Genomic DNA, 25085 nt, shown 5'->3' with positions numbered 1-25085 from the left:
CTAGATTTTTATATGCAGAAAAACATCTTTTTAATCGCCATTGCCATATTTCTTTACTCTTGTGAATCTGTTAATGAGAACCATCAACAGGAATCTATCTTATCATATCCTGAAAAAGCTAAGGCTATGAATATTTATGAGGTAAATATTAGGCAGTATACTCCAGAAGGTACAATTGAAGCCTTTCTCCCTCATCTGGACAGATTAAAAAATATGGGAGTTGATATTTTATGGGTTATGCCTGTTCAACCTATTGGAGTAAAGAACCGGAAGGAGCCTTTGGGAAGTTATTATTCTATTAAAGACTACACTGCTGTAAATTCCAATTTTGGTGTTTTGCAGGATTTCAAAAAATTGGTTACCAAAGCCCACGAAAATCAAATGATTGTACTATTGGATTGGGTGGCTAACCATACCGCTTATGATCACCATTGGGCACAAGAACATCCTGAATTTTACAATTTAGATTCTGCAGGCAATCTACAATCACCTGTAGCAGATTGGACTGATGTTGCAGATCTTAATTATGAAAATGAAGATTTACATCAAGCCATGATTAATGAAATGAAATGGTGGATTACCGAAACTGACATTGACGGTTTCAGATGTGATGTGGCAGGAATGGTACCAAATGAATTTTGGAAAAAAGCTATTGATAGTCTTGAGGCTACAAAAGATGTTTTTATGTTGGCAGAATGGGATGAACCCAAAATGCATGATGCAGGATTTGACATGACCTACGGCTGGGAATTTCATCATTTATTGAATGATATAGCAAAAGGACACGCAAATGCTGATTCTCTAGTAGCATACCTGAAAAAAGATGTTGAAAAATATGATTCTTCAGCTTTCAGAATGTATTTCACCTCCAATCATGATGAAAATAGCTGGAATGGGACGGTTTTTGAAAGGATGGGGAATGCTTATGAAGCTTTGGCTGTCTTAACTGCAACAGTTCCAGGAATGCCGCTGATATACAGTGGTCAAGAAGCAGGACTGGACAAGCGATTACCATTTTTTGACAAAGACACTATTGACTGGTCAGAATTAGCTTATGAAGACTTTTATAGCCGATTGTTGCTACTTAAGCATAATAATCCTGCCTTGTGGAATGGGGCTTTTGGAGGAAGTTTTCAAGAAATTAATAAACCCCAAAATTCATCTAAGATGCTTGCGTTCAGCAGAAAAAAAGATGATAATGAGGTGTTAGTCATCATGAATTTATCTGATTCTACGCAATCATTTGTCATTGATAAGAACTATACAGGAAAGACCTATCAGAAGGGTAATAATCCAGAACTTACAGTTACCTTTTCTGAAAATCGAGAACCTCTTGCCTTTGATGCTTGGTCTTATATGATTTTAACTCAAAACAGTTTGAAAGATAAATAATGGATAACATATCGATAGCCTCTGAAAAACCAAAATTAAGCTTTTGGGAAATTTGGAATATGAGTTTTGGTTTTTTAGGTATTCAATTTGGCTTTGCCCTTCAAAATGCAAACGTAAGTCGGATATTTGAAACACTAGGTGCAGAAAAAGAGAGTCTACCTATATTATGGTTAGCCGCTCCAGTGACAGGCCTAATAGTGCAGCCCATCATCGGCTATTATTCGGATAAAACCTGGATTCCAAAATGGGGAAGGCGAAGGCCGTTTTTTGCTATTGGTGCTATTCTAGCGACTATTGCATTATTTATTATGCCAAATTCTCCTAGTCTGTGGATAGCAGCCGGAATGCTTTGGGTAATGGATGGTTCAATCAACGTCAGTATGGAGCCATTTAGGGCTTTTGTAGGCGATATGTTACCTAACGAACAGCGATCCAAGGGATTTGCACTACAAGCATTTTTCATAGGAATTGGAGCGGTGGTTGCCTCTGTATTACCTTATGTCCTAACCAATTGGCTTGGATTCAGCAACGAAGCCCCGGATGGACAGATACCTGATTCAGTCAAATGGTCATTTTATATCGGAGGTGTTGCATTTTTAGCTGCGGTAATGTGGACCGTTTTCAATACAAAGGAATATCCTCCGGAAGATATTGAGAAACTCAAAAAGGAAAATAGTGAAAGAGGCGTTTTTACAGGCTTAGCAGAATCATTTATGGGAATATTTAAAATGCCCAAAACAATGGTTCAATTGGCATTCGTCCAGTTTTTTTCATGGTTTGCTTTGTTTGCCATGTGGATTTATACCACTCCAGCAGTAACTGAACATATTTATGGAACCACTGATCCTAAATCCATTCTTTATAATGAAGGAGCTAATTGGGTGGGAGTTATGTTCGGTGTGTACAATGGAGTAGCGGCTTTTGCAGCATTTTTATTGCCAAAATTATCCAAATACTTTGGTCGCAAAGGAACACATATGATCGCATTGTTTTGTGGTGCTGCCGGACTCATCTCCATATTTTATATTAGCGATCCAAATTTATTGGTATTCAGTATGATTGGCGTAGGAATAGCTTGGGCTAGCATACTTTCCTTGCCGTATGCCATGTTAAGCAGTGCTTTACCTTTTGATAAAATGGGCTATTACATGGGTGTTTTCAATTTCTTTATTGTAATCCCACAAATTGTGGCCGCGGGAATTTTAGGATTCATACTGAAAAATTTCTTCAGCAACGATGCAATTTATGCTTTAATCATTGGAGGCACTTCTTTAATTCTGGCTGGAATATTAAGCCTTTTTGTTACTGATGATGATAAGGAAAAACAGCTGGCTTAGAGAAGAAGCAAATTCCTTTAAAGCGATTAAAATTTAACCCCTAAATATGAAAGATCAGGATTTGATTTGATAGATGTATTAAATCTTTACAATTTGATCAAAAATGCTTGGCTTTATTTATTAAATTTATGATTTATGATGTCATCAGTTTAGACATTTGCTAAAACATAGAATTGATCGAAATGAGGCTACAACGATTTTTAATATTTTTAATTGTTTTTTTTACCGGCTTTGTTTCGCATGCTCAGAATTCTAATGGGCAATTTTGGACGGAAAGTAATGCTAGAGCTTCTGCAAGATTAATTTCGACTGAAAAACAAAAAATTTACAAATTAGCTGTTGACCAGTTAAAGGCAAAATTAAATCAAAATTCAAAATTAAATTTTAGCATCCCCTACCCTGACGGAGCATTTCAGGAATTCAAATTGGAGGAAAGCCCTATTATGGCACCGGCTTTAGCTAAAAAATATCCCAACATCAAAACCTATAGTGGGAGAAACCCTACAACTGGTGAAACTCTACGATTAGACCTAAGCAAAAAAGGATTTCATGCCATGGTCTATTCCACTGAAGGCGTATTTTTTATTGACCCCGTCCAAGATCAATCCAACGACTACCAAATCTATTATAAAAAAGATTTGAAAAGAGATCCCAAAAAGCCAAGATTTGAGGAATTAGAACCTATCATTGCAGATGATGTTCAATTTCAACGAATGCAATCCATGGTTGAATCTGGTAATGTAAATCAACCTTCCGGAACACAATTAAGAACCTATAGAATAGCCGTGGCAGCAACGGGCGAATACACTGAATTTCACGGAGGTACTGTGGAAGATGGTTTGTCTGCCATAGTGAGCACTATGAACAGGGTCAACAGCATTTATGAAAAAGAAATTGCAGTAAGAATGGTGTTAGTAGAAAATAATGATGAAATTATTTTTACAAATAGTAGTACAGACCCTTTTACAGTTGATGATGTCGGGATATTAATTGATGAAAATCAAGTAGTCCTAGACAGTATAATTGGTAATCAAAATTATGATTTAGGGCATAATTTCTCAACTGCTGCTGGTGGACTAGCAGGATTAGGAGTGGTATGTAGATCAAATTCAAAAGCAAGGGGAGTAACAGGTATTAATCAACCCATTGGTGATCCCTTTGATGTGGACTATGTTTCACACGAAATTGGTCATCAATTTGGGGCGCCACACACATTTAATGGAACAGTCAGTTCTTGCGGGCAGAACCGTTCCGCTAATTCCGCATATGAGCCAGGTAGTGGTTCCACCATAATGGCTTATGCTGGTATTTGTGGTGGCGATAACATTCAAAATAATAGTGATCCATATTTTCATACGGCCAGCTTAGATTTCATGAATGCGTATATTCAAGATAATGCGGGGAATAATTGTGCCGACATTACGGAGACAGGCAACAACCTTCCGATAGTAGAAGCTGGCCAAGGTGGTTTTACAATCCCTATTAGTACACCTTTCCAGCTAAATGGGTTCGCTACAGATCCTGATGGCGATCAGTTAAATTACGCTTGGGAGCAATTTGATTTGGGACCTGCCGGTTCTCCGAATTTACCTCAAGATAATGCACCATTATTCAGATCCTTTTCACCTACTCTTGACAGTTTTAGAATCTTTCCACAAATATCGGATATCCTTAATGGTACACAGACCAAGGGTGAAATATTACCGGATTATGCAAGGAATCTTAACTTTAGACTTAGCGTACGTGATAATCAAGCAATAGCGGCTGTGGATCATGATGAAATTAGTTTTAGTGTAACAGATATAGCCGGCCCGTTCATTGTTGATACCATTTCTGGGGACTACAGTGGACTCAATATTATCACAGTAAGCTGGGAAGTGAATAATACCAATATAGCTCCGGTAAATGCAGCATTTGTGGATATATACCTCTCCACTGATGGAGGACAAACATTTTCTGTAAAAGTGTTGGAAAATACAGAAAATGATGGCTCAGAACCTATTGAATTACCAAATATCAATACCAATCAGGCAAAAATAAAAGTGGTCGCCTCCAATAATATTTTCTTTAACATTAGCCCGGACGTTTTTACCATTACAGAAACCACCGAGCCAACCTTTACTTTGGAAGCTGAAATTGACAGTGATCAATATTGCCCTGAGGATGAAATTACATTTACCATCAATATAACTTCTATTTTAGAATATGATGAAAGCATTAATTTATCAGTAAGTGACTTAGCAGATTTTGAGGTTAGTTTCGATCAAAATACACTTGCCCCTGGGGAAAGCACTATCTTAACAATCACCAATACCAACCAAAATACAGGAGAATTTAATTTCACATTGGAAGCCAATACGGTGGACAAATCAAAAAGTAAAGAATTGAGCTTTAATGTAGTTGATTTCCCGACAGCACCCAATATTACTTTTCCTGTGGAAGCGGACAACAATATCAATTTAAGCCCAACTATAATGTGGGAAGACAGTAATTTGGAGGCTAACTACTTATTAGAAATCGCTTTAGATAATAATTTTAATGAAAAAGTAGATTCTGTAGAGGTAGTTAATGCAAAAGAATATAAACTACAAGAGAACCTGCAAAGACTCACAAGCTATTTTGTGCGTGTAAAGGCAATTAATAATTGTGGGGAAAGTGATTTTTCTGATGTTATTTCCTTTTCAACTGCAGATATTATTTGTGATTTATACGAAGGAACGGATTTGCCTTTATCAATTTCATCTGAAAATGTAGATACAATTCAATCTATTATAAATATTCCATACTCAGGAAAAGTTGAATCTATTGGCATAAGCAATTTAGTAGGTACGCATTCCTATATTAATGATTTAAGTTTCATATTAGAAAGCCCTACTGGTACTCAAATCACTTTACTCTCCAATATTTGCGATGATCAGGATAATTTTAACCTATCCATTAGTGATGAGGGAACATCATCAGAATTACCTTGTCCTCCAAGCGATGGGGAAACCTATCAATCTGAAGAAGCCCTCAATACCTTAAATGGAGAAGAATCAGAAGGAGAATGGAAATTAATAGTTATTGATCGTTTTGCAGCAGATGGTGGAGAATTGCAATCATGGTCACTTGATCTGTGCTTACTGGATGTTGTAGCTCCTGAAATTCTAGCACCCACTAATTTAACCGCGAATGAAAATGTAACAGGAACTGTGGAACTCTCTTGGACAGATAATTCTGAAAATGAGACTAGTTTTATTATTGAAAGATCGACAGACAACAATTCAAATTTTCAGGAATTTGCTGATGTAGATTCCAATACCTCAACATATTCTGATACCGATATAGTAGGACAAACCCAATATTTTTATAGAGTGAAGGCTGTATTAGATATATTTTCATCGGATTATTCGAATGACATCAATATTACTACCCAATTACAAGTACCTCCTGCCCCCTCTACAATAACTGCCTCTAATTTAGAAAGTGGTAATGTTTTGATTCAATGGACAGATAATACTGATTTAGAAGAAGGTTATATATTGGAAAGATCGCAGGGTGATAACACTAACTATAGTAATTTAGCAGAATTAGAAGCAAATTCCTTTGATTTTGTAGACGAAACAGTTGAAGAAGAAAGTGTATATTTCTACAGAGTAAAGGGATTTAATGAGAACGGAGACGGCAATTATTCCAGCGAAGTAGAAATTGAAACTTTGATTGGATTGCCGCTTGCCCCAACCGATCTAGACTTTGAGTTATTGAATGATAGTACGGTAAGGCTCAACTGGGCTGACAATGCTCAAAATGAAAGTTCTTACAGGGTACAAAGATCTGATAATGGAAATGATTTTATTTCTGTGGCTGAATTGGAAGTTGACAGTAAAAGTTATGAAGAAATATTAAATTCTGGCAACTATAATTATAGGGTATTGGCTAGAAATACGAGGGGAAATTCTAACTTCAGTAATGAGGTTACAGTTGAAATAGATCTAGAAAATGGTGTTCTTAGTGTTCGAGATGAATGGAAATCAAAAATTACTTTATTTCCCAATCCTGCCCAGCAAATTGTTAATCTCAAAAATGAGAGTCAATATGAAATTGAAAAAATTCAGATTAGAAATAGCTTAGGCCAGAAAATAAGAGATGTTAAATTTAATGATGCAACGGAACTCGAGATTTCTATTCAAGATTTGAATAGTGGGATTTATTTCATTTATCTGGAGACCATTGATAATGTCCTTATTAAACAGTTGATGGTCAAATAGTTTTTATCCTATGGTCGATTTTAAATCTTGATTAAATACATTCAGAGTGTCATTTAGGAAATTTTATTTTTCCAATCAAAGAAAAATATCTGAAATCTTAAGAAGATATACCGATGGGTTGGCATAAGTAGTATAAATTCAGACTTTTGAAAAAATCAGGTCTTAATTTCGGTAACTCAGTTAAAATTCCACATGCCTTGCAAACCACATAAAATATTGATTGAAGATTGCGGGTATGAGAACAAACCTGCCTGCTGGCAGGCAGGAATGCAAGCCAGACGAGGATGCGGGTTGAAACTTATTTTTGTCTTGAATTTTTGTTTCTTTTTGTTCAAGCAAAAAGAAAAAGTAGACACTGCAAAAATATAATTTGATACATACTTTATTAAAAAACATATAAACCCCCAGATATTGTCAATATCCTTCGATTTTAGGGTTTTGTATATGATTGTAATCTATAAAAGACTTTTTAAATTTGTTTAGAAGCAATTTTAGAGTTTTGTTTAATAATCAAGAGTACCCTAATTTCCCATCATAGCCTATTCCGCTTTGAAGAAACGATAGTTTTATTAATCGAATTCAAGTTTTTACTGTTAAAACCTCTTGAGTCTTCTTCAAGCTCTAGGGTGAAATTCCTTCAAAGTCTGACTTAAGAAATCTCTATCCAGATGGGTGTAAATCTCAGTAGTGGTGATGGATTCATGCCCCAACATTTCTTGCACCGCCCTAAGATCGGCCCCGCCTTCAATCAAATGAGTAGCAAATGAATGCCGAAAAGTATGTGGACTTACCTTTTTTCTCAATCCTGCCATCACTACTTGTTTTTTAATCATTGTAAATACGGAAACACGACTTAATGAACCTCCAAATCGATTTAGGAATACAAAATCCTTTGCCTCTGGTTTTGGCTGTTGATGAATTCTCACTTCGTTGATATAAATTTTCAATTGATTGGCTGCAGATTTCCCCATGGGAACCAATCTTTCTTTACTCCCTTTCCCAATTATCCTCAAAAAGCCGATATCAAAATAGGTATTCGATATTTTCAATCCCACCAATTCACTGACCCTCAATCCTGACGAATACAAAACCTCAAGCATTGTTCTGTCCCTTTGGCCATTTGAAGTACTTCTATCAATTGAATTAATAATGCAATCAATTTCATCAAGACTTAGCACATCTGGTAATTTTCTACCCAGTTTCGGTGCTTCCAACAACTCAGCAGGATTCTCAGCAATAATATCTTCAAACAAAAGATACTTGAAAAATCCTTTTATGCCTGAGACGACTCTAGCTTGAGTATGCACTGTCATCCCCAGTTCATTTACATATTCTAAAAAATCATGTAAATCTGTGGCAGAAACTTCCAGTGGTCCAACATTTCGATTGGAGATATCCAAAAACTGTTTTAGCTTTAAGACATCATGTACATAAGCAGCAACAGAGTTTTCTGCTAATGAACGTTCCAATTGCAAATAATTTTTATATTCAGTTAAAAATATGTCCCAAGCCATAATCGAATGTAATGGATAAAAAGAAAATCATTATTATCAATGGTCCAAATTTAAACCTTTTAGGCAAAAGAGAACCTGAAATTTATGGTGCTTCCGGCTTTGAGGAGTATTTCTTGCAATTGCAAAAACACAATCCTGATTTGGTGCTCGAGTATTACCAATCAAATATTGAAGGGAAATTAGTGAATAGAATTCAAGAGACTGATGGCAAATATGACGGCATTATTCTTAATGCAGCTGCATATACACATACCTCGGTGGCCATTCATGATGCTATTGGGGCTATTTCAGTACCTATATTGGAAGTTCATATCTCCAACATCTACAAAAGGGAGGAATTCAGACATAAAAGTATCATTTCATCTAAATGCATTGGAATGATTTCTGGACTTGGTCTAAAAGGATATCAATTGGGATTAGAGTACTTTAAAACTATGAAAAGAAAAAAATGAAAATCGCTATAATTGCCCATGATGGAAAAAAGCCCGAGATGGTTTCTTTCCTGAACAAAAATAAAGATAAACTGAAGGAAATTGAATTGGTAGCCACTGGAACAACTGGTAAATATGTGGAAAATACAGGCTTAAATGTAGAAAAACTACTTTCTGGCCCGATTGGCGGAGATGCACAAATAGCTGCACTTTCAGCTGAAAAGAAATTGGAGATGGTACTCTTTTTCAGAGATCCATTAGGCAAACACCCACACGAACCTGATGTGCAGATGTTAATGAGAATTTGCGATGTCCATAATATCCCGATCGCCACTAATCCAGCTACAGCGCAATTGCTTATTGACGCATTTTGGCGGAAACAAATGGACTAAGGATTCTTAAATACTGATTATCAATAGATTAATTTAAATTATTCGACCAACGCTATTGCTAAAACTTATGAATTGTATTATATTACAAATAACTATAAACTTTTCATGCAATGGGCGATCGCGAATTTATTCAATCAGGCACAACAGGTCCACGTCTGAAATACCTTTCTAAAATCTTCAATAGCTACACGAGCGCTTGGATAATTTCAGCCCTATTAGTAACTGCTACCTACGGATACTTTTTTCAATCGGAATACCTGCAAGAATCAGGTCCATGGAAATTAGCATTGACTTTAGGGGGTGAATTCATTCTTGCACTCATATTGACGGGATTCATTACTTTATTTATTTATGATAAAAGGCAAACCTCTACTCCTATTCAACGTGTTTTTCCAGTGGTCATATGGGGTCGAAAATTTCTTGTGAAAGTAGGTCCATTACTGCGACAATACCTATTTTCTAATGACCAAGAGGAAACACCTTATAATAGAATCACCAGAAACTGGATATATGCGACTTCAGCAGGAGTTAGTAACACCATTGGCTTTGGTAGCCAAATAGACATGGATAAAGTAGGGACTACGCTTATAATGCCCGCCACATTTACCAATACCAAAACTAAGACAGGAGATGAAACAGGTCAATTTTATAAAAAAGTAATTGGTGAGCATACGGGAGTTCAAACCTATACTTTAAATCATTTTGTTCATATCAGTGCCATGTCTTACGGAGCTCTTTCTTACAATGCTCATGCTGCTTTGAGTAAAGGAGCTAAGTTGGCAGGAATACTTCATAATACTGGTGAGGGATCATTAGCCCCTTGCCATGAATATGGTGGAGCAGATTTAGTATTCCAGATTGGAACAGCCAAATACGGGATTAGAACTGAAGATGGGGATTTGGATGAATCACTTTTAAAAAAGATGGCTGATCATCCTCAAGTTAAAATGTTTGAGATAAAGCTGGCACAAGGAGCTAAACCTGGCAAAGGAGGCATGTTGCTAAAAGAAAAAATCACTGAAGAAATAGCAAAAATAAGAAAAATCCCGATGGGAAAAGATGCCTATGCACCTGCAAGGCACAAAGAATTCTCTGATGTAGCTGGACTTTTTGACTTTATAGATAAAGTGCGGAAAATCACCAATAAACCTGTGGGCATAAAAATGGTGATAGGTCATACTGTAGAGATTGAAGATATAGCCAAAAAAATGAAAGATGAGCCAGGCAGGGGACCTGATTATATGGTTATTGATGGCGGAGATGGCGGTACAGGTGCCTCCCCGCATGTTTTGAGTTCTTATGCAGGCTTACCTATGAAGCAAGCAGTAGCCGTAGCTGACTGGGCTTTAAGACACAATGGCGTAAGAGATAAAGTAGTGCTTTTTGCTAGCGGTAAAATCGCTACTACCATCGATATTGCCGTTGCCATGGCCTTAGGAGCTGATGCCGTTTACATTGCCAGAGGCTTCATGCTTTCATTAGGCTGTATTCAAGCCTTAGAATGCCATACAAACGCGTGCCCTACAGGCATAGCAACTCAAAACAAGCGCTTACAAAAAGCCTTGGATATAGAAGCCGCAGCCAAAAGGATTGCCACCTATGCTGATGCGCTCTATAAAGAAACTCAAATGCTTGCTGAATCATGTGGTTATGAAAGCCCTAATCAAATTACAGCCGATGATATCATGGTCGTCACTTCCCCTGGTCATTTAGATTATCTTTCAGAATTGCAAGGTATATCCGCCTTTGAAGCTAGTCAAGAAAGAAGATTGGCTAAAGAAAAAAACATGAGTGTTGGAGAAATGAAGATGAGGCGAGAAGAGGTTTGATGAAAAATATTATTAAAGGCAGCTTTCTTTTTCATCAAATTATCGATTTTCTATGCTTTAGGTGTCTTGTCCTGAAATAGCTTTACACAAATAAAGCTAATCATGGGAATAAAATACAGCGAAAGTACAATTTATGAGATCTGTAGAAGGATAGACACAGGCGAGATCAGCTACAGCGATGCACAGAGAGAATATGGCGTAAAAAGTCAAGGTACTAGTGGCCCTTGGCTTAGAAAATATAGGGCAGAATTGCCCCCCAACTGACGCACGCGTGTCGCGTGTGCCTATCTGCAACAAAGCCTATATATGCTAATTTACAAAATCAATTTCCAAAACACCTTTACCACCACTATAATCAATAGCACTACTATATTTCCAATGATGAGCCTCATATACAAAACCTGCAACTACTGGATTCTGATGAATGTAATTAACTTTTTGATCGATCACAGCATTACTGTACAATTCTATAGGTTTATTATTATGTTGCCACAATTGACTGCTTTTCACATTACTGCTCTTTGAACCAGCCCTTTTAAACATCCAAAGCATCCATTCCTTTCTACTTTCTTGTATATTTTCCTTTATGGATGCTTGCAATTGCTTGGAGGTAAATTCTTTAAACCTTCCTAAAACTTTTTCCGGGTTATTTTCTTTGGCTCTGAAAATCAAATGTAAATGGCTTGGCATAATACAATAACAATAAATTTCCATTCCTTTATTTTTTCTACAGTAATCCAAGCTATCAATAAGGATTGAAAAATACTGTTCCCGTACCATCAAATCAATCCAATATACTGTGGCAAAACTTACGAAATACAGACCTTCTTTATTATGAAATTTGTACTTTCTGCTCATATACAACTAGGTTAAGGTTGATAATAAATATTTTCTCAATTATTTTCTGACTTTGGTTAGAGACTCCCAGCTAGCGCACGCGTGTCGCGTGTGCCTATCTGCAACAAAGCCTATATATGCTAATTTACAAAATCAATTTCCAAAACACCTTTACCACCACTATAATCAATAGCACTACTATATTTCCAATGATGAGCCTCATATACAAAACCTGCAACTACTGGATTCTGATGAATGTAATTAACTTTTTGATCGATCACAGCATTACTGTACAATTCTATAGGTTTATTATTATGTTGCCACAATTGACTGCTTTTCACATTACTGCTCTTTGAACCAGCCCTTTTAAACATCCAAAGCATCCATTCCTTTCTACTTTCTTGTATATTTTCCTTTATGGATGCTTGCAATTGCTTGGAGGTAAATTCTTTAAACCTTCCTAAAACTTTTTCCGGGTTATTTTCTTTGGCTCTGAAAATCAAATGTAAATGGCTTGGCATAATACAATAACAATAAATTTCCATTCCTTTATTTTTTCTACAGTAATCCAAGCTATCAATAAGGATTGAAAAATACTGTTCCCGTACCATCAAATCAATCCAATATACTGTGGCAAAACTTACGAAATACAGACCTTCTTTATTATGAAATTTGTACTTTCTGCTCATATACAACTAGGTTAAGGTTGATAATAAATATTTTCTCAATTATTTTCTGACTTTGGTTAGAGACACATGCGACACGCGTGCGCTAGCTTTGCTAATGTATTGTCCTAAAATTACTATAAATACTAAAGTAATTAGTAGGAAGAATTTAGCAAATTATTTTTAACTAAAAGTTTAATAAAAAATTAATAACAATATAAAATATCTTCTATAATTATTAATAAGTAGCATTTACTTAGCTACTGGCAGTCATAGATTGGCGCACGCGTGTCGCGTGTGCCAATCTATTTCTCAAAACCACCTTAAAACCCAATTAAACATAATATGACATCAAGGTGACACCACTATGTCGTAACAAAGTCCATCATTTAAAAATAGTTTTGTACTTTAACAAATCGAAAAATGATGGAAAAAGAAAGTATCGCAAAAAACTTAGTTTACTATCGTAAACAGCAAGGATTATCTCAAGAAAGGCTATCGGAAAAGTCAAGTGTCACGGTAAGAACAATCCAAAGAATCGAGAAAGCTTCCGTTAATCCGCATCTGGACACTCTTAAATTATTGGCAGTCGGATTGGGTATTCAACTAGAAGATTTAAAGCCTTTAGATAACCCAAAAGAAGAAAGCATTCAAACAAAATGGCTATTGCTCTTTCATGGTTTGCCACTATTAGGAGTAGTAGTTCCTTTCTTCAATATCTTTACGACTTTGTTCCTATGGGTACATAAGCGAGAAGACAATCCAATCTATGATTTACATGGTAGAAAAATCCTTAACTATAACATTTCAATTACCCTAATTTTTATCATTGCATTTATTGCACTACTAACTGTGGAAGGTTATGGCTTCCTTTTCTTTGTAAGCGTTGTACCGATCAATTTTGCCATCATCATTTTTAATATGTTTTATGTGGTGAATAAACAAAAATGCTATTACCCTTTCGCAGTCCCTTTTCTTTCACTCAAAAGAAAAGCAAAACATGTTCTAATCGCACTGCTAGTTATATTTTCTTCCTGTTCAGCTCCTACTGAGCATGTCATAACTCGCTTAGATGGAAGCAAACTAACCCTTGACTCACTGGAACAAAAGGTAAAGCTCCTCATAAGCAAAGCTGAAGTCCATGGTTTAAGCATGACTATTTTAGAAAACAATAAGGTTTCCTATCAAAATTCATTTGGCTACAAAAACTTTGAGGATAAGACCGTTTTAACTGACACCACCAGTATTTATGGGGCATCCCTTAGTAAAGCTGTATTTAGTGTTTTGGTAATGAAATTAGTGGAGGCAGGCGTTTTAGACTTGGACACTCCATTGGAATCATACTTGCCCAAGAAGATCTACCAGTATGAGCCACAAACCCGTTGGCACGATGACTATTCAGATTTAGAAAATGATACGCTCTACCATAAAATCACCACAAGAATGTGCTTATCCCACACTTCTGGCTTCCCAAATTGGAGATGGTTTGAAGCTGATAAAAAGCTGAGAGTTAAATTTGAACCTGGAGAAAAGTATCTCTACTCTGGTGAAGGCATGGTATATCTCCAAGTAGTCATTGAAAAAATTACAGGAAAAGGATTAGAAGAATTGGCTCAAGAAAAAATCTTTACCCCTTTAGAAATGGACAACTCCAGCTTTCAATGGCAAACCCAATATGAAGCAGATTTTGCTTATGGGCATAACAAAAAGGGCGAACTGTATCAAAAAGACAAGGACAATGAGCCCAGAGGTCCCAGCACCTTAGAAACTACCGCATCAGATTATGCTTTATTTCTAGAAGCAGTTTTAAATAAAAAGCTCTTGAGTCATCAAAGCTGGAATGAAATTCTACAACCTCACACCCGAATTAAATCTAAAAGACAATTCGGACCACTCTCCAATGAAATAACTGATGAATATGATATCATTCAGCTTTCCTATGGATTAGGCTTTGGATTATTTAAAACACCTTATAGATGGGCAGCATTTAAGGAAGGGCATGGCAATGGTTTTCAACACTATTTCATTCTGTTTCCAAAAACAAAAAGCGGAGTTATGCTCATGACTAATAGTGATAATGGGGAGAGTATTTTTAAATATCTATTAGAATTATCTATTAAGGATACTTTTACTCCTTGGAGGTGGGAAAACTACCTTCCGTATGATCATGAAATATGATTTACTTTCTATGTGATTTATATATCCTAGTAATATTTTCTAGAATGTTAAATAGGATATATAAACTCTATTAAAACCGCAATTAGAACATCCAAATCCGAATTGCGTTTTAATAACAATATAAGCAAAGTTAATTACAATCATGAAACGAAGAATTCTCTGATTAGAAAGTAGTTTTCAGAGTACCCCATCTCATTTTATCAAAAGTTGTATTTTCAACCAAACATTAATATCAAATTAAGTTTATCTTTAATATTAAAACTACGATATTACAAAGCACTGTTAAAAACAATTACACCTGACAAAATTGATTAGCACGATTAAAACAAGTATTAAGATCTTTCAGCCTACCAGCGGGGAAAATTAATTTATTAATAATAAATATTGTTTTTATTCATTTTTTCTCCAAAAACAATAACACAATCCTATGTTTTAAAGTTTATTGAATGTATTTTACATTATTGCTATGTAATACAACTAGTTCAGGATTAAATTAGAACTACAATCGATTCAAATATGATCCTATGAGTTAGAGCCTGAAATAAATACTGAGGATAATATATTCTATTTCAATATTTCTTTAGTAAGTATTTTCAATTATTTAATTTTATGCAAGCTTTTTCATTCTTTCAATTCATTTGAACTAATTTAATAATGAGCCATTGATTACTAATTCAAATAAAACTAAAAGAAATCTTAGAGACGCGAGTAGTGAGTCTAATCTGCTATCTAAAATAATAGTTATTTTAGTTTTGATTTTGTTGTCAGGTCATGAGAGCTTGTGTCAATTCTACCCAGCAAAATTATATTCCGTTCGTGATGGAATGCCTACAAATGCTATTTATGACATCACCCAATCTCCAGATGGGACCTTGTGGTTCATGACTTCTAAAGGTGTTGCCGAATATAACTCGCTTGACTGGAAACTTTACCCCGACAGTCTCCAGCTTCCTAACTCCCCTTATTCTTTCATTAGAGCACTTGATGATGGGTCAATTTGGGTTGCGGGCCAGAACAGTGAAGGTTTTACGATTAATTATTTGAAAAATGAAAAATGGCATTCAATTAAGACTGAAGCGATCGATAAAGTAAAAAGTAAGTTCACTTTTGATGTTAAAATGAAACAGAAGGGTTACCAATTGGTAATAGGCAATCAAAATTATCTACAGATATTAAATACCTCAGAGGATAAATTGGAGAGAGTTCTGTTACCCACTACTAAATCCGCTGAAATCTACTCGGTCTCTTTTCGTGAGGATAAAATTTACATTCCTAGTTCTGAAGGGCTATTTGTATTTGACGAAACTATAAAGTCACATGAAGTGACTAAGCTTTTAGGCTCGAAAAAAGAAATTCTTCAAATTACATGGCACAATAATCACTTATATCTTTTGGGTAAGAATTGGCTAGGACATTATAAAAACGATCAACTGGTGTATTTAAGCAAGAATACTGGGGTCAACAATATTAGTCAATTCAATAAGCATAATTTAACCATTGACCAGTTTGGAAGGATATTTTTTAGCAGTATGAGTTCTGCACGCTTTTTAGATCCTGCAACAGGTAAAAGCGAAATCTTGTTCGTGAACGGTCGGATTTTCAATGCAAAGAGTAATAAGATTTTTGTAGATGACGAAAACAATATCTGGGTTGGAGATCATCGTGGGCTTTTCAAGTTTAATGTATTAAGATTCCAAAATTACAATGAGAATATCGGATTAGCTGATGACGAAGTTACTGCTATCTCCGAGTATCAAGATCAACTAGTTTTAGCTAATAAAGCCTATTTGAACTTTTTAGAACAAGGGGACATCAAGAAAAAAATCCCTGTAAACTATGAAGTAGGCATTAGAATACTTGACATTGCATATGATGGTCAAAACGTATTGTACATGGCCACCAATTCAGCTGGTTTACAAGTATATAATGGCACTAAGGTAGCTAATATTAAATTACCAAAGCTTCAGGAAAATAGGATAACTACCGTGGAGTTTATCGATGACAAATTGTTTTTTGCTAGCATGGATGCTTTGTTTTCATATGAGGGAGGACAAATAACAAAAGAGGTTTCTGTATCTGGAATTAGAAACATTAAAGATTTAAGTGCCGATAGTATTGCTGCCGTTAGTACAAACAATGGTTTGTATTTGTACCACCCTAAAACAAAGGAGCTAAAACACATCACGTCTAAATCTCTCAATTATCGAAACGTATATGATATCTGTAGCTGGAATGGCCAATACTTTGTTGGTACAAATGGTGGATTGGCAATAATTAAAAACAATGAGATTATTCCCTATTTCACAACTGAGAAATTAAATAGAGTTGCAATTTATAGTGTATTTGTAAGTACAAATAATAAATTATGGATAGGGACCAACGAAGGTGTATTTATATGGGATGAGGAAAAACTAGTTAATTACAATCGTTCGCACGGACTAATTGGTGATGAAATAAATAGAAATGCCTTTCTTCAAATCAATAAGAAGAAAGTTTGGATAGGAACTGAGTTGGGTGCTTCTGTTTATGATTACAGCAAAGACATCAGTATGGAGATTATTCCGAATCTAAAAATAACCAAAGCATCTACATTAAACGGCCAGTCCTTAAAAGAAGACAGTAATATTTTAAATTATGATGACAACACTATTGAATTTCAGTTTATAGGAGTATCATTTTTTGACGAAAATCAAGTAAAGTATCGATATAAGTTAGTGGGATTTGATAATAAGTACCTCTATATAAATAATCCAAATTCAAATTCTATTCGGTATACTAATTTGCCCCCCAATGATTATGAATTTCTAGTGGAAGCTAGCATTGATTCTAACCATTGGAGTAATCCAAAAAGCATAAGTTTCACTATTGAGAAACCCTTTTATTCGACCTACTGGTTCTTGATTTCTTTGGCCCTACTTATTATCATCATTCTTTATTCAGTTTACAGAATCCGCTTTAATATAATACTCCGAAATCAGAAAAAGCTTAAAAAAGAGGTTAGTCAAAGAACCCAGGAAATTCAACGGATGAATGACGAAATTCAAGCTCAAAATGAAGAGCTAATGAGTCAAAGTGAAGAAATAGCTACCAATAATGAGCGACTAGAAGAGGTAGTTCAAGACCGAACTCAAAAACTGCAAGAGCAGAATGAGCGCCTATCACGTTACGCTTTTATGAATTCCCATGAATTAAGAGGGCCAATATGCAGAATGATTGGCTTATTAAATGTCCTAAAAATCACAAAACCAAAGGAGCAACAAAAAATATTGGATCTGATACAAGCAACAGGATTTGAACTTGATGCTATAACAAGAAAAATAAATCAAACGCTGGATAGTGGAGATTTAAGCGAGGCATATGAATCATATAGTATAGAAAATATTAATGCTGAAATCAAAGCTAATAAAGAATCGAAAAAGTGAAACTATGCTGATCACATCAACTTGATAGGTTTAAATAGTCCAATGGTATTGAATTTGTATCTGTGCCAGTCCTAAGCCTTGCTTAAACTACTTATTTCACCTTAATCAACACACTGAAAAACATCTGTTAGCTGTTCTTCAAATATACGTTGCTGATTAATCGCAGCAAAGTTCATACATAAAACAACCCCCTTCGCTTCTAACACGAAGCAGGTAAAAATAAAAAAGTCACGAGCGGATTACTCATACGCACTTCCTTGCTGCACTTGCTCTCGTGAATCTGCGCCTTCGGCTTGATTTCGAACCTTCGGTTCTCATCCGCTGGAAAGCTTATGCATAAAAAAACCTCCTACCCTATTGCTAGTGTAGGAGGTAAAAATAAAGAGGTCACGAGCGGATTCGAACCGCTGTAGATGGTTTTGCAGACCACTGCCTAGCCGCTCGGCCACGTGACCATTGTCGCATTTGCGATTGCAAAAATAGACATATTATTGTGCTTGTCAAATAGAGAATTCAATTATTATTAAATAATTTCACATTAAGCTGACTATGAATAGGATAAATATATCCTCAAAAAATAAAAAGCCATCTACTTATTCAGCAGATGGCTTTCCTATATGATTGAAAGAAATAAGATTTACTCTTTATCTTCTTTCTTATCGTCAGCTTTTTTCTCTTCAGCTTTTGCCTCTTTCTCATCCGCTTTAGCTTCTTCCTTCTTGGCTTCTGCCTTCACTTCATCCGCTTTTGGCTCTTCTTTCTTAGCTGCTTTTTTAGCTTCAGCTTTTGGCTCTTCCTCTTTTTTAGGAGCAGCTTTTTTCTTGCTTCCGCCTTTAGCGTCATCTTCCATCTGAGTTTTCAATGCTGATAGAGCATCTAAATCACCCAATGTGGATGAAGAAGCCTGTTGCTTAGGAGCTGATTTCTTCTTACCACTGCCAGTTGCCGGCTTCTTCTTAGGAGCCGCTTCTTCAACTTTTGCGTGTGTATGTAAGTGAGAAAGAACAATTCTCTTATCATCTTTAGAGAATTCTAATACTTGGAATTCTAATGACTCTCCAACTTCTGCCATTGAGTCGTCAGCTTTCTTCAAATGCTTAGTTGCAGCAAAACCTTCAATGCCGTATGGAAGCTCCAATATCGCACCTTTTTCGTTTTTGTTCAACACAGTACATTTGTGCTTCGATCCAACAGTAAATACTGATTCGAAAGTATCCCAAGGATTTTCTTCCAATTGTTTATGTCCTAATGCTAATCTTCTGTTATCAACATCAAGTTCTAAAACAACAACGTTCAACTCTTCTCCTACTTTCACGAATTCAGATGGATGCTTGATTTTCTTAGTCCAGCTTAAATCAGAAACGTGAACCAATCCGTCAATACCTTCTTCTAACTCGATGAACAAGCCGAAGTTAGTCATATTTCTAACCACACCTTTGTGCTCAGTACCAACAGCATATTTCGTCAATACTTCTTTCTTGTTCCAAGGATCTTCAGTTAGTTGCTTGATACCAAGAGACATTTTTCTTTCTTCTTTATCCAAAGTAAGAACAACAGCCTCTAGCTCATCTCCAACATTGATGAAATCCTGTGGATTTCTCAAGTGCTGTGACCAGCTCATTTCAGAAACGTGAATCAAACCTTCAACACCTGGAGCAATTTCCAAGAATGCACCGTAATCAGCAACATTAACAATTTTACCTTTCACTTTAGAACCTACATCAAGGCCTTCAGCCAATGAGTCCCAAGGGTGAGAAGTCAATTGCTTCATACCTAAAGAAATACGTTTCTTGCCTTCATCAAAGTCTAATACTACAACTTTCACTTTTTCGTCAAGCTTCAATACTTCTTCTGGGTGGTTAATTCTACCCCATGAGATGTCAGTAATGTGCAATAAACCATCAACGCCACCAAGGTCAATAAATACACCAAAGTTGGTCATGTTCTTGATTACACCTTCTAGAACTTGTCCTTTTTCAAGGTTGTTCAAGATTTCAGCTTTTTGCTTCTCAAGGTCTTTTTCTATCAATACTTTGTGTGAAACTACTACGTTATCATTGCTGTAGTTAATTTTCACAACTTTTACTTCCATTTTCTTTCCAACGAAAACATCGAAATCGCGAATTGGCTTAACGTCAATTTGAGAACCTGGTAAGAAGGCTTCAACACCGTGTACATCCACGATCAGACCACCTTTAGTTCTTCTTTTCACTAATCCTTCAATTATTTCGTCATTGTCAAGTGCAGATTGGATTTTGTCCCATGCACCAACAATTTTTGCTTTTCTTCTGGATAAAACTAATTCTCCATTTTGATCTTCACGCTCTTCCACGTAAACCTCCACTTCATCACCTACTTTTAAGTCAGGAGTGTCACGGAATTCATTGGTAGGAACTAATCCGTCAGATTTGTAGCCAACGTTCAATACCACGTCACGATCATTAATCGCAACAACGATACCTTTAACCACTTCCTGCTCTGCTAGATCAGTAGCAACATTGTCATACATTGCTGCTAATTCTTCTCTTTTAGATTTTGAGTAGCCTTCACCAAATCCTTTGGTTTCAAATGCTTCCCAGTCGAACTCTTCGTTCTTCACGTTTTCTTGATTTTCTGCCATAATGTGTCAGGGCTCTTTAATTACAATAACAACCCGAGCCAAGATTGCCATCGTTTTGGTTTACAAATACTTATCTACTCAGATAAGCCCGTTCACTTGAACGGAATGCAAAGGTACGATTTATTTATGAAGTCACAAGATGTTGGGGCTCAGATAATAAAAAAATCAATCTTCTTTTAAATCGAATAGATCGGCCTCAGAAAAGCCTACTTTGTAGTACTTGCCAAGTTCGAATTCTGAATGAATTGATTTTACAACTAAGACTTGCGATTTTGAAAACTCAAATTGATAACGGTAATAAGTTCCGATAAAAAGCTTCTCTGTCAACATCAAATCCAGCTGATATTCAGTTTCTCGTTCATCTTCAATAATAATATTTTCACTCCAGATCCCTAACACATTTTTTTGCCACTTACCTAAGGTAGCAATGGGAAGGACATTGACTTCATTTAATAAATTAGCTACAGATACAAATTCGGGATTTCTATACAGATTCTTAGGTGAAGCGCTTTTTATAATGTCACCACTTTGCAGTATATGGACGAAATCCGCAAGATAGAAAGCCTCATATAGATTATGACTTACCAAAACAATATTGCTATCAAATTCCTTTTTTACTTCTTTAATGGCATCTAAAAGGATCTGACGAGTTGGGTAATCTAGTTGGGTAAAAGGTTCATCAAGTAAAAGGACTGCAGGTTGCGTTGCTAAAGCTCTAGCTATTGCCAATCGCTGCTTTTCCCCGCCTGATAATTTTTCAATTTTTACTGATTTCAAATCTCCAAGTCTCATCAATTTTAATAATTGATTAATCTGCTCTTTCGCAAACTCGTCCTTAAAAGAAAGTAACGCATCTTTCAGGTTCTCAAGCACTGTTCTGTTCCGTAAGAGATTGAAGTTTTGTGCAACATATGCAAGTTCTTCATGCCCCGCAACCAAAACTTCCTCCGGATTTTCCAATTTCTGATTTTCAAACAACACTTCTCCTTTATCTGGAGCCACTAATCCGGCTAAAATCTTAAGTAAAGTCGATTTACCCTGTCCACTTTTACCCATGAGCACATGCGTTTCTCCTTCCTTTATCTGCAAAATAATGTTTGAAAGAATGGGCTTATCGAATGTTTTTGAGATACCTCGCGCTTCTAAAATAATTTTAGCCATGTAGAGAGAGTGATGATTAAATATCTACAAACAAAAAAAGCGAACTGATGTTCGCTTCATTTTTATATCTGCAAAAAGAAAAAGTATTAGTCTTCTTTCTTATCTTCTTTTTTCTTGGTAGCCTTTGGCTTATCGTCTGTCTTTGCTTCCTCTTTCTTAGGAGCCGCTTTCTTTTTAGGAGCTGCCTTCTTTGCTTTCGGTGCTTCTTCTTTTTTTTCAGCCTTAGCAGTATCTTCTTTCTTAGCAGCAGGTTTCTTCTTATCTGCTTTTGCGAAATCTGCTTTAATTGCTTCTATATCAACATTTTTGATAACAGGCTGCTGTTGCAACTTTTGGATACTAGTTACCCTTTGCTTTGCTACTACTCTGTTTCTTCTTGCTTTTCTTTTAAGACTTGTTCCTGCCATGATTAGTTCTTTGTCAAAATTGGATTGCAAATGTAGGGCTATAGTTCTTTTAATCAAAATATAAGTGAAATATATTTTGAGCATCAATAAAAAATTCTTTACCGAAAATTTATCAGTAAAGAATTTCATGATGTCACTGCTTTATTATTCTATTTATAACTCCCCTCTTTTTCTGAATCCTCTGGCTTGTTTTTAACGTACTGCTCTAACCATTCATGTTGTTCCCAAAGCATATGCAATATACTTTCTTTTGCACTATAACCATGACTTTCTTTAGGTAGCATAACTAATCTCGCAGTAGCTCCCAATCCTTTTAAAGCATTGAAATAACGTTCACTTTGTAATGGATAAGTTCCTGAATTATTATCTGCTTGACCATGAATTAACAGTAATGGCGTTTTCATTTTTTCAGCATGCATGAATGGCGACATGTTATAATAAGTCTCAGGCGAATCCCAATAAGAACGTTCTTCACTCTGGAATCCAAATGGGGTAAGCGTCCTATTATAAGCTCCACTTCTGGCAATCCCTGCCGCAAATAAATCGGAATGCGAAAGTAGATTGGCTACCATAAAAGCTCCGTAAGAATGACCCCCAACTGCAACCTTATCCCTGTCAATATAACCTAATTCATCAACGGCATCTATAGCAGCTTTAGCATTGTCAACTAATTGCTTCCTGAACGTATCATTTGGCTCTTCCTCTCCTTCGCCAACAATTGGAAATGCTGCACCGTCCAATACAACATAGCCTTGCGTTACCCAATAAATAGGGCTTCCATAATATGGATAGATGAATTCATTAGGATTAGAAGTATTCTGTCCTGCACTACTTTTATCTTTGTACTCCCTTGGATAAGCCCATAAAATCATTGGTTTCTTCTCTTTTTGGGATTTATCGTAGCCTACTGGTAGATACAAAGTGCCGTCCAAAGATAAACCATCTTCTCTTTTATAACTTATCACTTCTTTATGAACATCCTGCATACTTTTAAATGGATTATCAAATGAAGTAATTTGTTTTAGATCATTTTTCTTCCTAACATTTCGAAAATAGTAATTTGGATACTCGGTTTGAGACTCTATCCTTACCAAAACTGTTCCCTTCTTCATATCAATGGATGAATATAAACTCTCTAGTTTATCAGTGTAGGTTGACTTATAAAGTCTATTCTTCTTTTTTGTTTTCAAATCAAGCTCATCGATAAATGGGAACTGACCCTCAGGAGTATATCCAGCTCCCATCAAAAAAGCCTTGCTGCCATCCATTTCAATTACGTATTCGTTAAAATCGTTTTTAGTAGTTACAAAACTCCCCGGGTCACTATAGCTATCTTGATAATTTCTATCAAACAGTACTTCTGGCTGCTTTTTGTTATTGGAAGGATTAAAAATATAAGTCTTCATATTTCGAGTATTCCACCAATAATCATGAGCAATGGCTATATTATCATTTCCCCACTGGATATATCGATACCTATTGATGGTTTTTAATAACGGTTTGCCTTCTCCTTTAAAAGGGGCATCTAACTGATAGACTTCATCTCTAAACTCTACTTCATTTTCAGGATCACCCTCATCCAGAGCCATGGCATAAATCAAGCTTGCCGGTTTATCATTTCTCCAACTCATACTTCGCTTACCAGTTCTTACTGACATAAATCCTTTAGGCAAAACCTCTTGAAGGGGTACATCATTCACTTGATTGACTAAATCACCGTTCATGTCATAAATATTGGTTTCATTTGGAAACCTATAATATGGAACCAAATAAGAAAATGGTGTTTTGATTTCACTCACCATTACATATTTTCCGTTTGGTGAAACGGAAATATCGGAATACATAGCTGTAGGCAGGAATTCTTTTTGATTTCCATTTAAATCCAAAGAGACTATTTTCGATAATACCAGTTGTTGAAAATTAAACTCGTCATTAGGATTGCTCAATAAATCCTGATATGTCCTGTTTTGTGCCTTTTCGCCCTTACTAACAGAGATTACCGGACCGCTAGGTGTTGAAGTTTTTGTGTCGATAAGGTCCTTTCTATCTTCAGGGAGCACCTTGACCAGCAGTCCCGAATTGTCTTTTCTCCACTCTATGGGGTTCCCCATGTTAGCATTAGCCTTCGCCTCCATTAAACGGCTTACTTTACTTTCTTTAATATATAAGACCCAAACTTCCACGCCAACTTCAGTGGTATGAGTAAATGCAATCATACTCTGGTCAGGTGACCAATTAAAATTAGCCAGCCTCGGGTTTTTTGGCAAACCCTTTACCTCTGTTATTTTATCTCCAAGAGCTTTCTTAGTTTTTACATTATTATAATAGCGTGTTCTACTACCAATATTTGTTTTTGGATTAATTCGTAAACCACCTAATCTTAATTCCTCTTCAGACAGCTCAGCAATTGATTTGTATGGATCTCTATAAATCAACACCACATTTTCACCCTCCTTGTCAATTAAAACAGAAGGCGCTAAAGGTGCGTCTACCAATTCTAGAATGTCTTTAGGTGGTTTTTGATAGTCTAAATTCTCTTGTGCAAATGTATTCCAGCTGATGAACAACAGCAGGAAAAGATAAATTACTTTGTTCATGTCATTTAATTTAAGGGTTAAATAAGACCATTTAACCACAAGCTTAGGAATATTGT

At 35.9% G+C, this 25085-nt stretch carries 15 protein-coding genes and 1 tRNA gene; 8 read left to right on the top strand and 8 right to left on the bottom strand.

The window, feature by feature from the left end; translation table 11 throughout:
* Positions 1–12: 12 nt before the first annotated feature.
* From AAC601_RS08470 to AAC601_RS08460, 3 genes are all read left to right on the top strand, one after another.
* Positions 13–1392, top strand: a complete 1380-nt coding sequence (locus tag AAC601_RS08470) for an alpha-amylase family glycosyl hydrolase (protein WP_340153007.1) — start codon at positions 13–15, stop codon at positions 1390–1392.
* Positions 1392–2729 (top strand): MFS transporter, encoded by a 1338-nt coding sequence (locus AAC601_RS08465; protein WP_303268716.1) that lies wholly within the window; start codon positions 1392–1394, stop codon positions 2727–2729. Before AAC601_RS08470 ends, AAC601_RS08465 begins: the two co-directional genes overlap by 1 nt.
* Positions 2730–2911: 182 nt before the next feature.
* Positions 2912–6976 (top strand): reprolysin-like metallopeptidase, encoded by a 4065-nt coding sequence (locus tag AAC601_RS08460; protein WP_340153006.1) that lies wholly within the window; start codon positions 2912–2914, stop codon positions 6974–6976.
* Positions 6977–7590: 614 nt separating this feature from the next.
* Here AAC601_RS08460 and xerD read toward each other — a convergent pair.
* Positions 7591–8490 carry a site-specific tyrosine recombinase XerD gene (xerD, locus tag AAC601_RS08455; RefSeq protein WP_340153005.1) on the bottom strand — a complete coding sequence of 300 codons (900 nt, stop codon included), beginning with the start codon at positions 8488–8490 and terminating at the stop codon, positions 7591–7593.
* An 11-nt stretch (positions 8491–8501) separates the two neighbouring features.
* On the opposite strand from xerD, the gene aroQ reads away from it, so the two are divergent.
* The 3 genes from aroQ to AAC601_RS08440 all read left to right on the top strand — a co-directional run bounded on the left by aroQ (position 8502) and on the right by AAC601_RS08440 (position 11142).
* On the top strand, positions 8502–8942 hold the full coding sequence (gene aroQ / locus AAC601_RS08450; protein ID WP_340153004.1) for a type II 3-dehydroquinate dehydratase: 441 nt from the start codon (positions 8502–8504) through the stop codon (positions 8940–8942).
* A complete protein-coding gene (locus AAC601_RS08445) occupies positions 8939–9313 on the top strand; it encodes a methylglyoxal synthase (RefSeq protein ID WP_303268708.1) in 375 nt (124 codons plus the stop codon). Before aroQ ends, AAC601_RS08445 begins: the two co-directional genes overlap by 4 nt.
* 110 nt (positions 9314–9423) lie before the next feature.
* Positions 9424–11142, top strand: coding sequence for an FMN-binding glutamate synthase family protein (locus AAC601_RS08440; protein WP_340153003.1), 1719 nt, complete (start codon positions 9424–9426; stop codon positions 11140–11142).
* A 309-nt stretch (positions 11143–11451) separates the two neighbouring features.
* On the opposite strand, the gene AAC601_RS08435 is transcribed toward AAC601_RS08440, so the two are convergent.
* Complete coding sequence (locus AAC601_RS08435) at positions 11452–12000, bottom strand: transposase (RefSeq protein WP_340153002.1); 549 nt, start codon at positions 11998–12000, stop codon at positions 11452–11454.
* A 119-nt stretch (positions 12001–12119) separates the two neighbouring features.
* Positions 12120–12668 (bottom strand): transposase, encoded by a 549-nt coding sequence (locus AAC601_RS08430; protein WP_340153002.1) that lies wholly within the window; start codon positions 12666–12668, stop codon positions 12120–12122.
* Between the two features lie 399 nt (positions 12669–13067).
* Between AAC601_RS08430 and AAC601_RS08425 the strand changes: the two genes are divergently transcribed.
* Both AAC601_RS08425 and AAC601_RS08420 read left to right on the top strand, forming a co-directional pair.
* Complete coding sequence (locus AAC601_RS08425; protein ID WP_340153001.1) at positions 13068–14822, top strand: serine hydrolase; 1755 nt, start codon at positions 13068–13070, stop codon at positions 14820–14822.
* 662 nt (positions 14823–15484) lie between these two features.
* The gene (locus AAC601_RS08420) at positions 15485–18244 is read left to right on the top strand and encodes a triple tyrosine motif-containing protein (protein ID WP_303268704.1); all 2760 of its coding nucleotides are present in this window, start codon (positions 15485–15487) and stop codon (positions 18242–18244) included.
* A 384-nt stretch (positions 18245–18628) separates the two neighbouring features.
* Here the strand turns inward: AAC601_RS08420 and AAC601_RS08415 are convergent.
* From AAC601_RS08415 to AAC601_RS08395, 5 genes are all read right to left on the bottom strand, one after another.
* Positions 18629–18699 (bottom strand) — tRNA-Cys (locus AAC601_RS08415).
* Positions 18700–18881: 182 nt separating this feature from the next.
* Positions 18882–20864: a 30S ribosomal protein S1 gene (rpsA, locus tag AAC601_RS08410; RefSeq protein WP_303268703.1), complete on the bottom strand. Its 1983-nt coding sequence runs from the start codon at positions 20862–20864 to the stop codon at positions 18882–18884.
* A 165-nt stretch (positions 20865–21029) separates the two neighbouring features.
* Positions 21030–22025 carry an ABC transporter ATP-binding protein gene (locus tag AAC601_RS08405; protein ID WP_303268702.1) on the bottom strand — a complete coding sequence of 332 codons (996 nt, stop codon included), beginning with the start codon at positions 22023–22025 and terminating at the stop codon, positions 21030–21032.
* 86 nt (positions 22026–22111) lie between these two features.
* Complete coding sequence (locus tag AAC601_RS08400; protein ID WP_303272128.1) at positions 22112–22561, bottom strand: hypothetical protein; 450 nt, start codon at positions 22559–22561, stop codon at positions 22112–22114.
* 20 nt (positions 22562–22581) lie between these two features.
* Positions 22582–25029 (bottom strand): prolyl oligopeptidase family serine peptidase, encoded by a 2448-nt coding sequence (locus tag AAC601_RS08395; protein ID WP_303268701.1) that lies wholly within the window; start codon positions 25027–25029, stop codon positions 22582–22584.
* Positions 25030–25085 lie beyond the last annotated feature (56 nt).

It is taken from the genome of uncultured Marivirga sp. (assembly GCF_963974845.1).
GTDB classification, from domain to species: domain Bacteria; phylum Bacteroidota; class Bacteroidia; order Cytophagales; family Cyclobacteriaceae; genus Marivirga; species Marivirga harenae.
The sequence above is the reverse complement of the archived record's forward strand: the minus strand, read 5'-3'. Positions and strand labels throughout refer to the sequence as shown.

Coding starts and splice junctions, on each gene's coding strand:
- AAC601_RS08425 (WP_340153001.1), top strand. CDS start 13,068: ATGATGGAAAAAGAAAGTATCGCAAAAAACTTAGTTTACTATCGTAAA.
- AAC601_RS08470 (WP_340153007.1), top strand. CDS start 13: ATGCAGAAAAACATCTTTTTAATCGCCATTGCCATATTTCTTTACTCT.
- AAC601_RS08445 (WP_303268708.1), top strand. CDS start 8,939: ATGAAAATCGCTATAATTGCCCATGATGGAAAAAAGCCCGAGATGGTT.
- xerD (WP_340153005.1), bottom strand. CDS start 8,490: ATGGCTTGGGACATATTTTTAACTGAATATAAAAATTATTTGCAATTG.
- AAC601_RS08435 (WP_340153002.1), bottom strand. CDS start 12,000: ATGAGCAGAAAGTACAAATTTCATAATAAAGAAGGTCTGTATTTCGTA.
- AAC601_RS08460 (WP_340153006.1), top strand. CDS start 2,912: ATGAGGCTACAACGATTTTTAATATTTTTAATTGTTTTTTTTACCGGC.
- rpsA (WP_303268703.1), bottom strand. CDS start 20,864: ATGGCAGAAAATCAAGAAAACGTGAAGAACGAAGAGTTCGACTGGGAA.
- AAC601_RS08395 (WP_303268701.1), bottom strand. CDS start 25,029: ATGAACAAAGTAATTTATCTTTTCCTGCTGTTGTTCATCAGCTGGAAT.
- AAC601_RS08465 (WP_303268716.1), top strand. CDS start 1,392: ATGGATAACATATCGATAGCCTCTGAAAAACCAAAATTAAGCTTTTGG.
- AAC601_RS08400 (WP_303272128.1), bottom strand. CDS start 22,561: ATGAAATTCTTTACTGATAAATTTTCGGTAAAGAATTTTTTATTGATG.
- AAC601_RS08430 (WP_340153002.1), bottom strand. CDS start 12,668: ATGAGCAGAAAGTACAAATTTCATAATAAAGAAGGTCTGTATTTCGTA.
- AAC601_RS08405 (WP_303268702.1), bottom strand. CDS start 22,025: ATGGCTAAAATTATTTTAGAAGCGCGAGGTATCTCAAAAACATTCGAT.
- aroQ (WP_340153004.1), top strand. CDS start 8,502: ATGGATAAAAAGAAAATCATTATTATCAATGGTCCAAATTTAAACCTT.
- AAC601_RS08440 (WP_340153003.1), top strand. CDS start 9,424: ATGGGCGATCGCGAATTTATTCAATCAGGCACAACAGGTCCACGTCTG.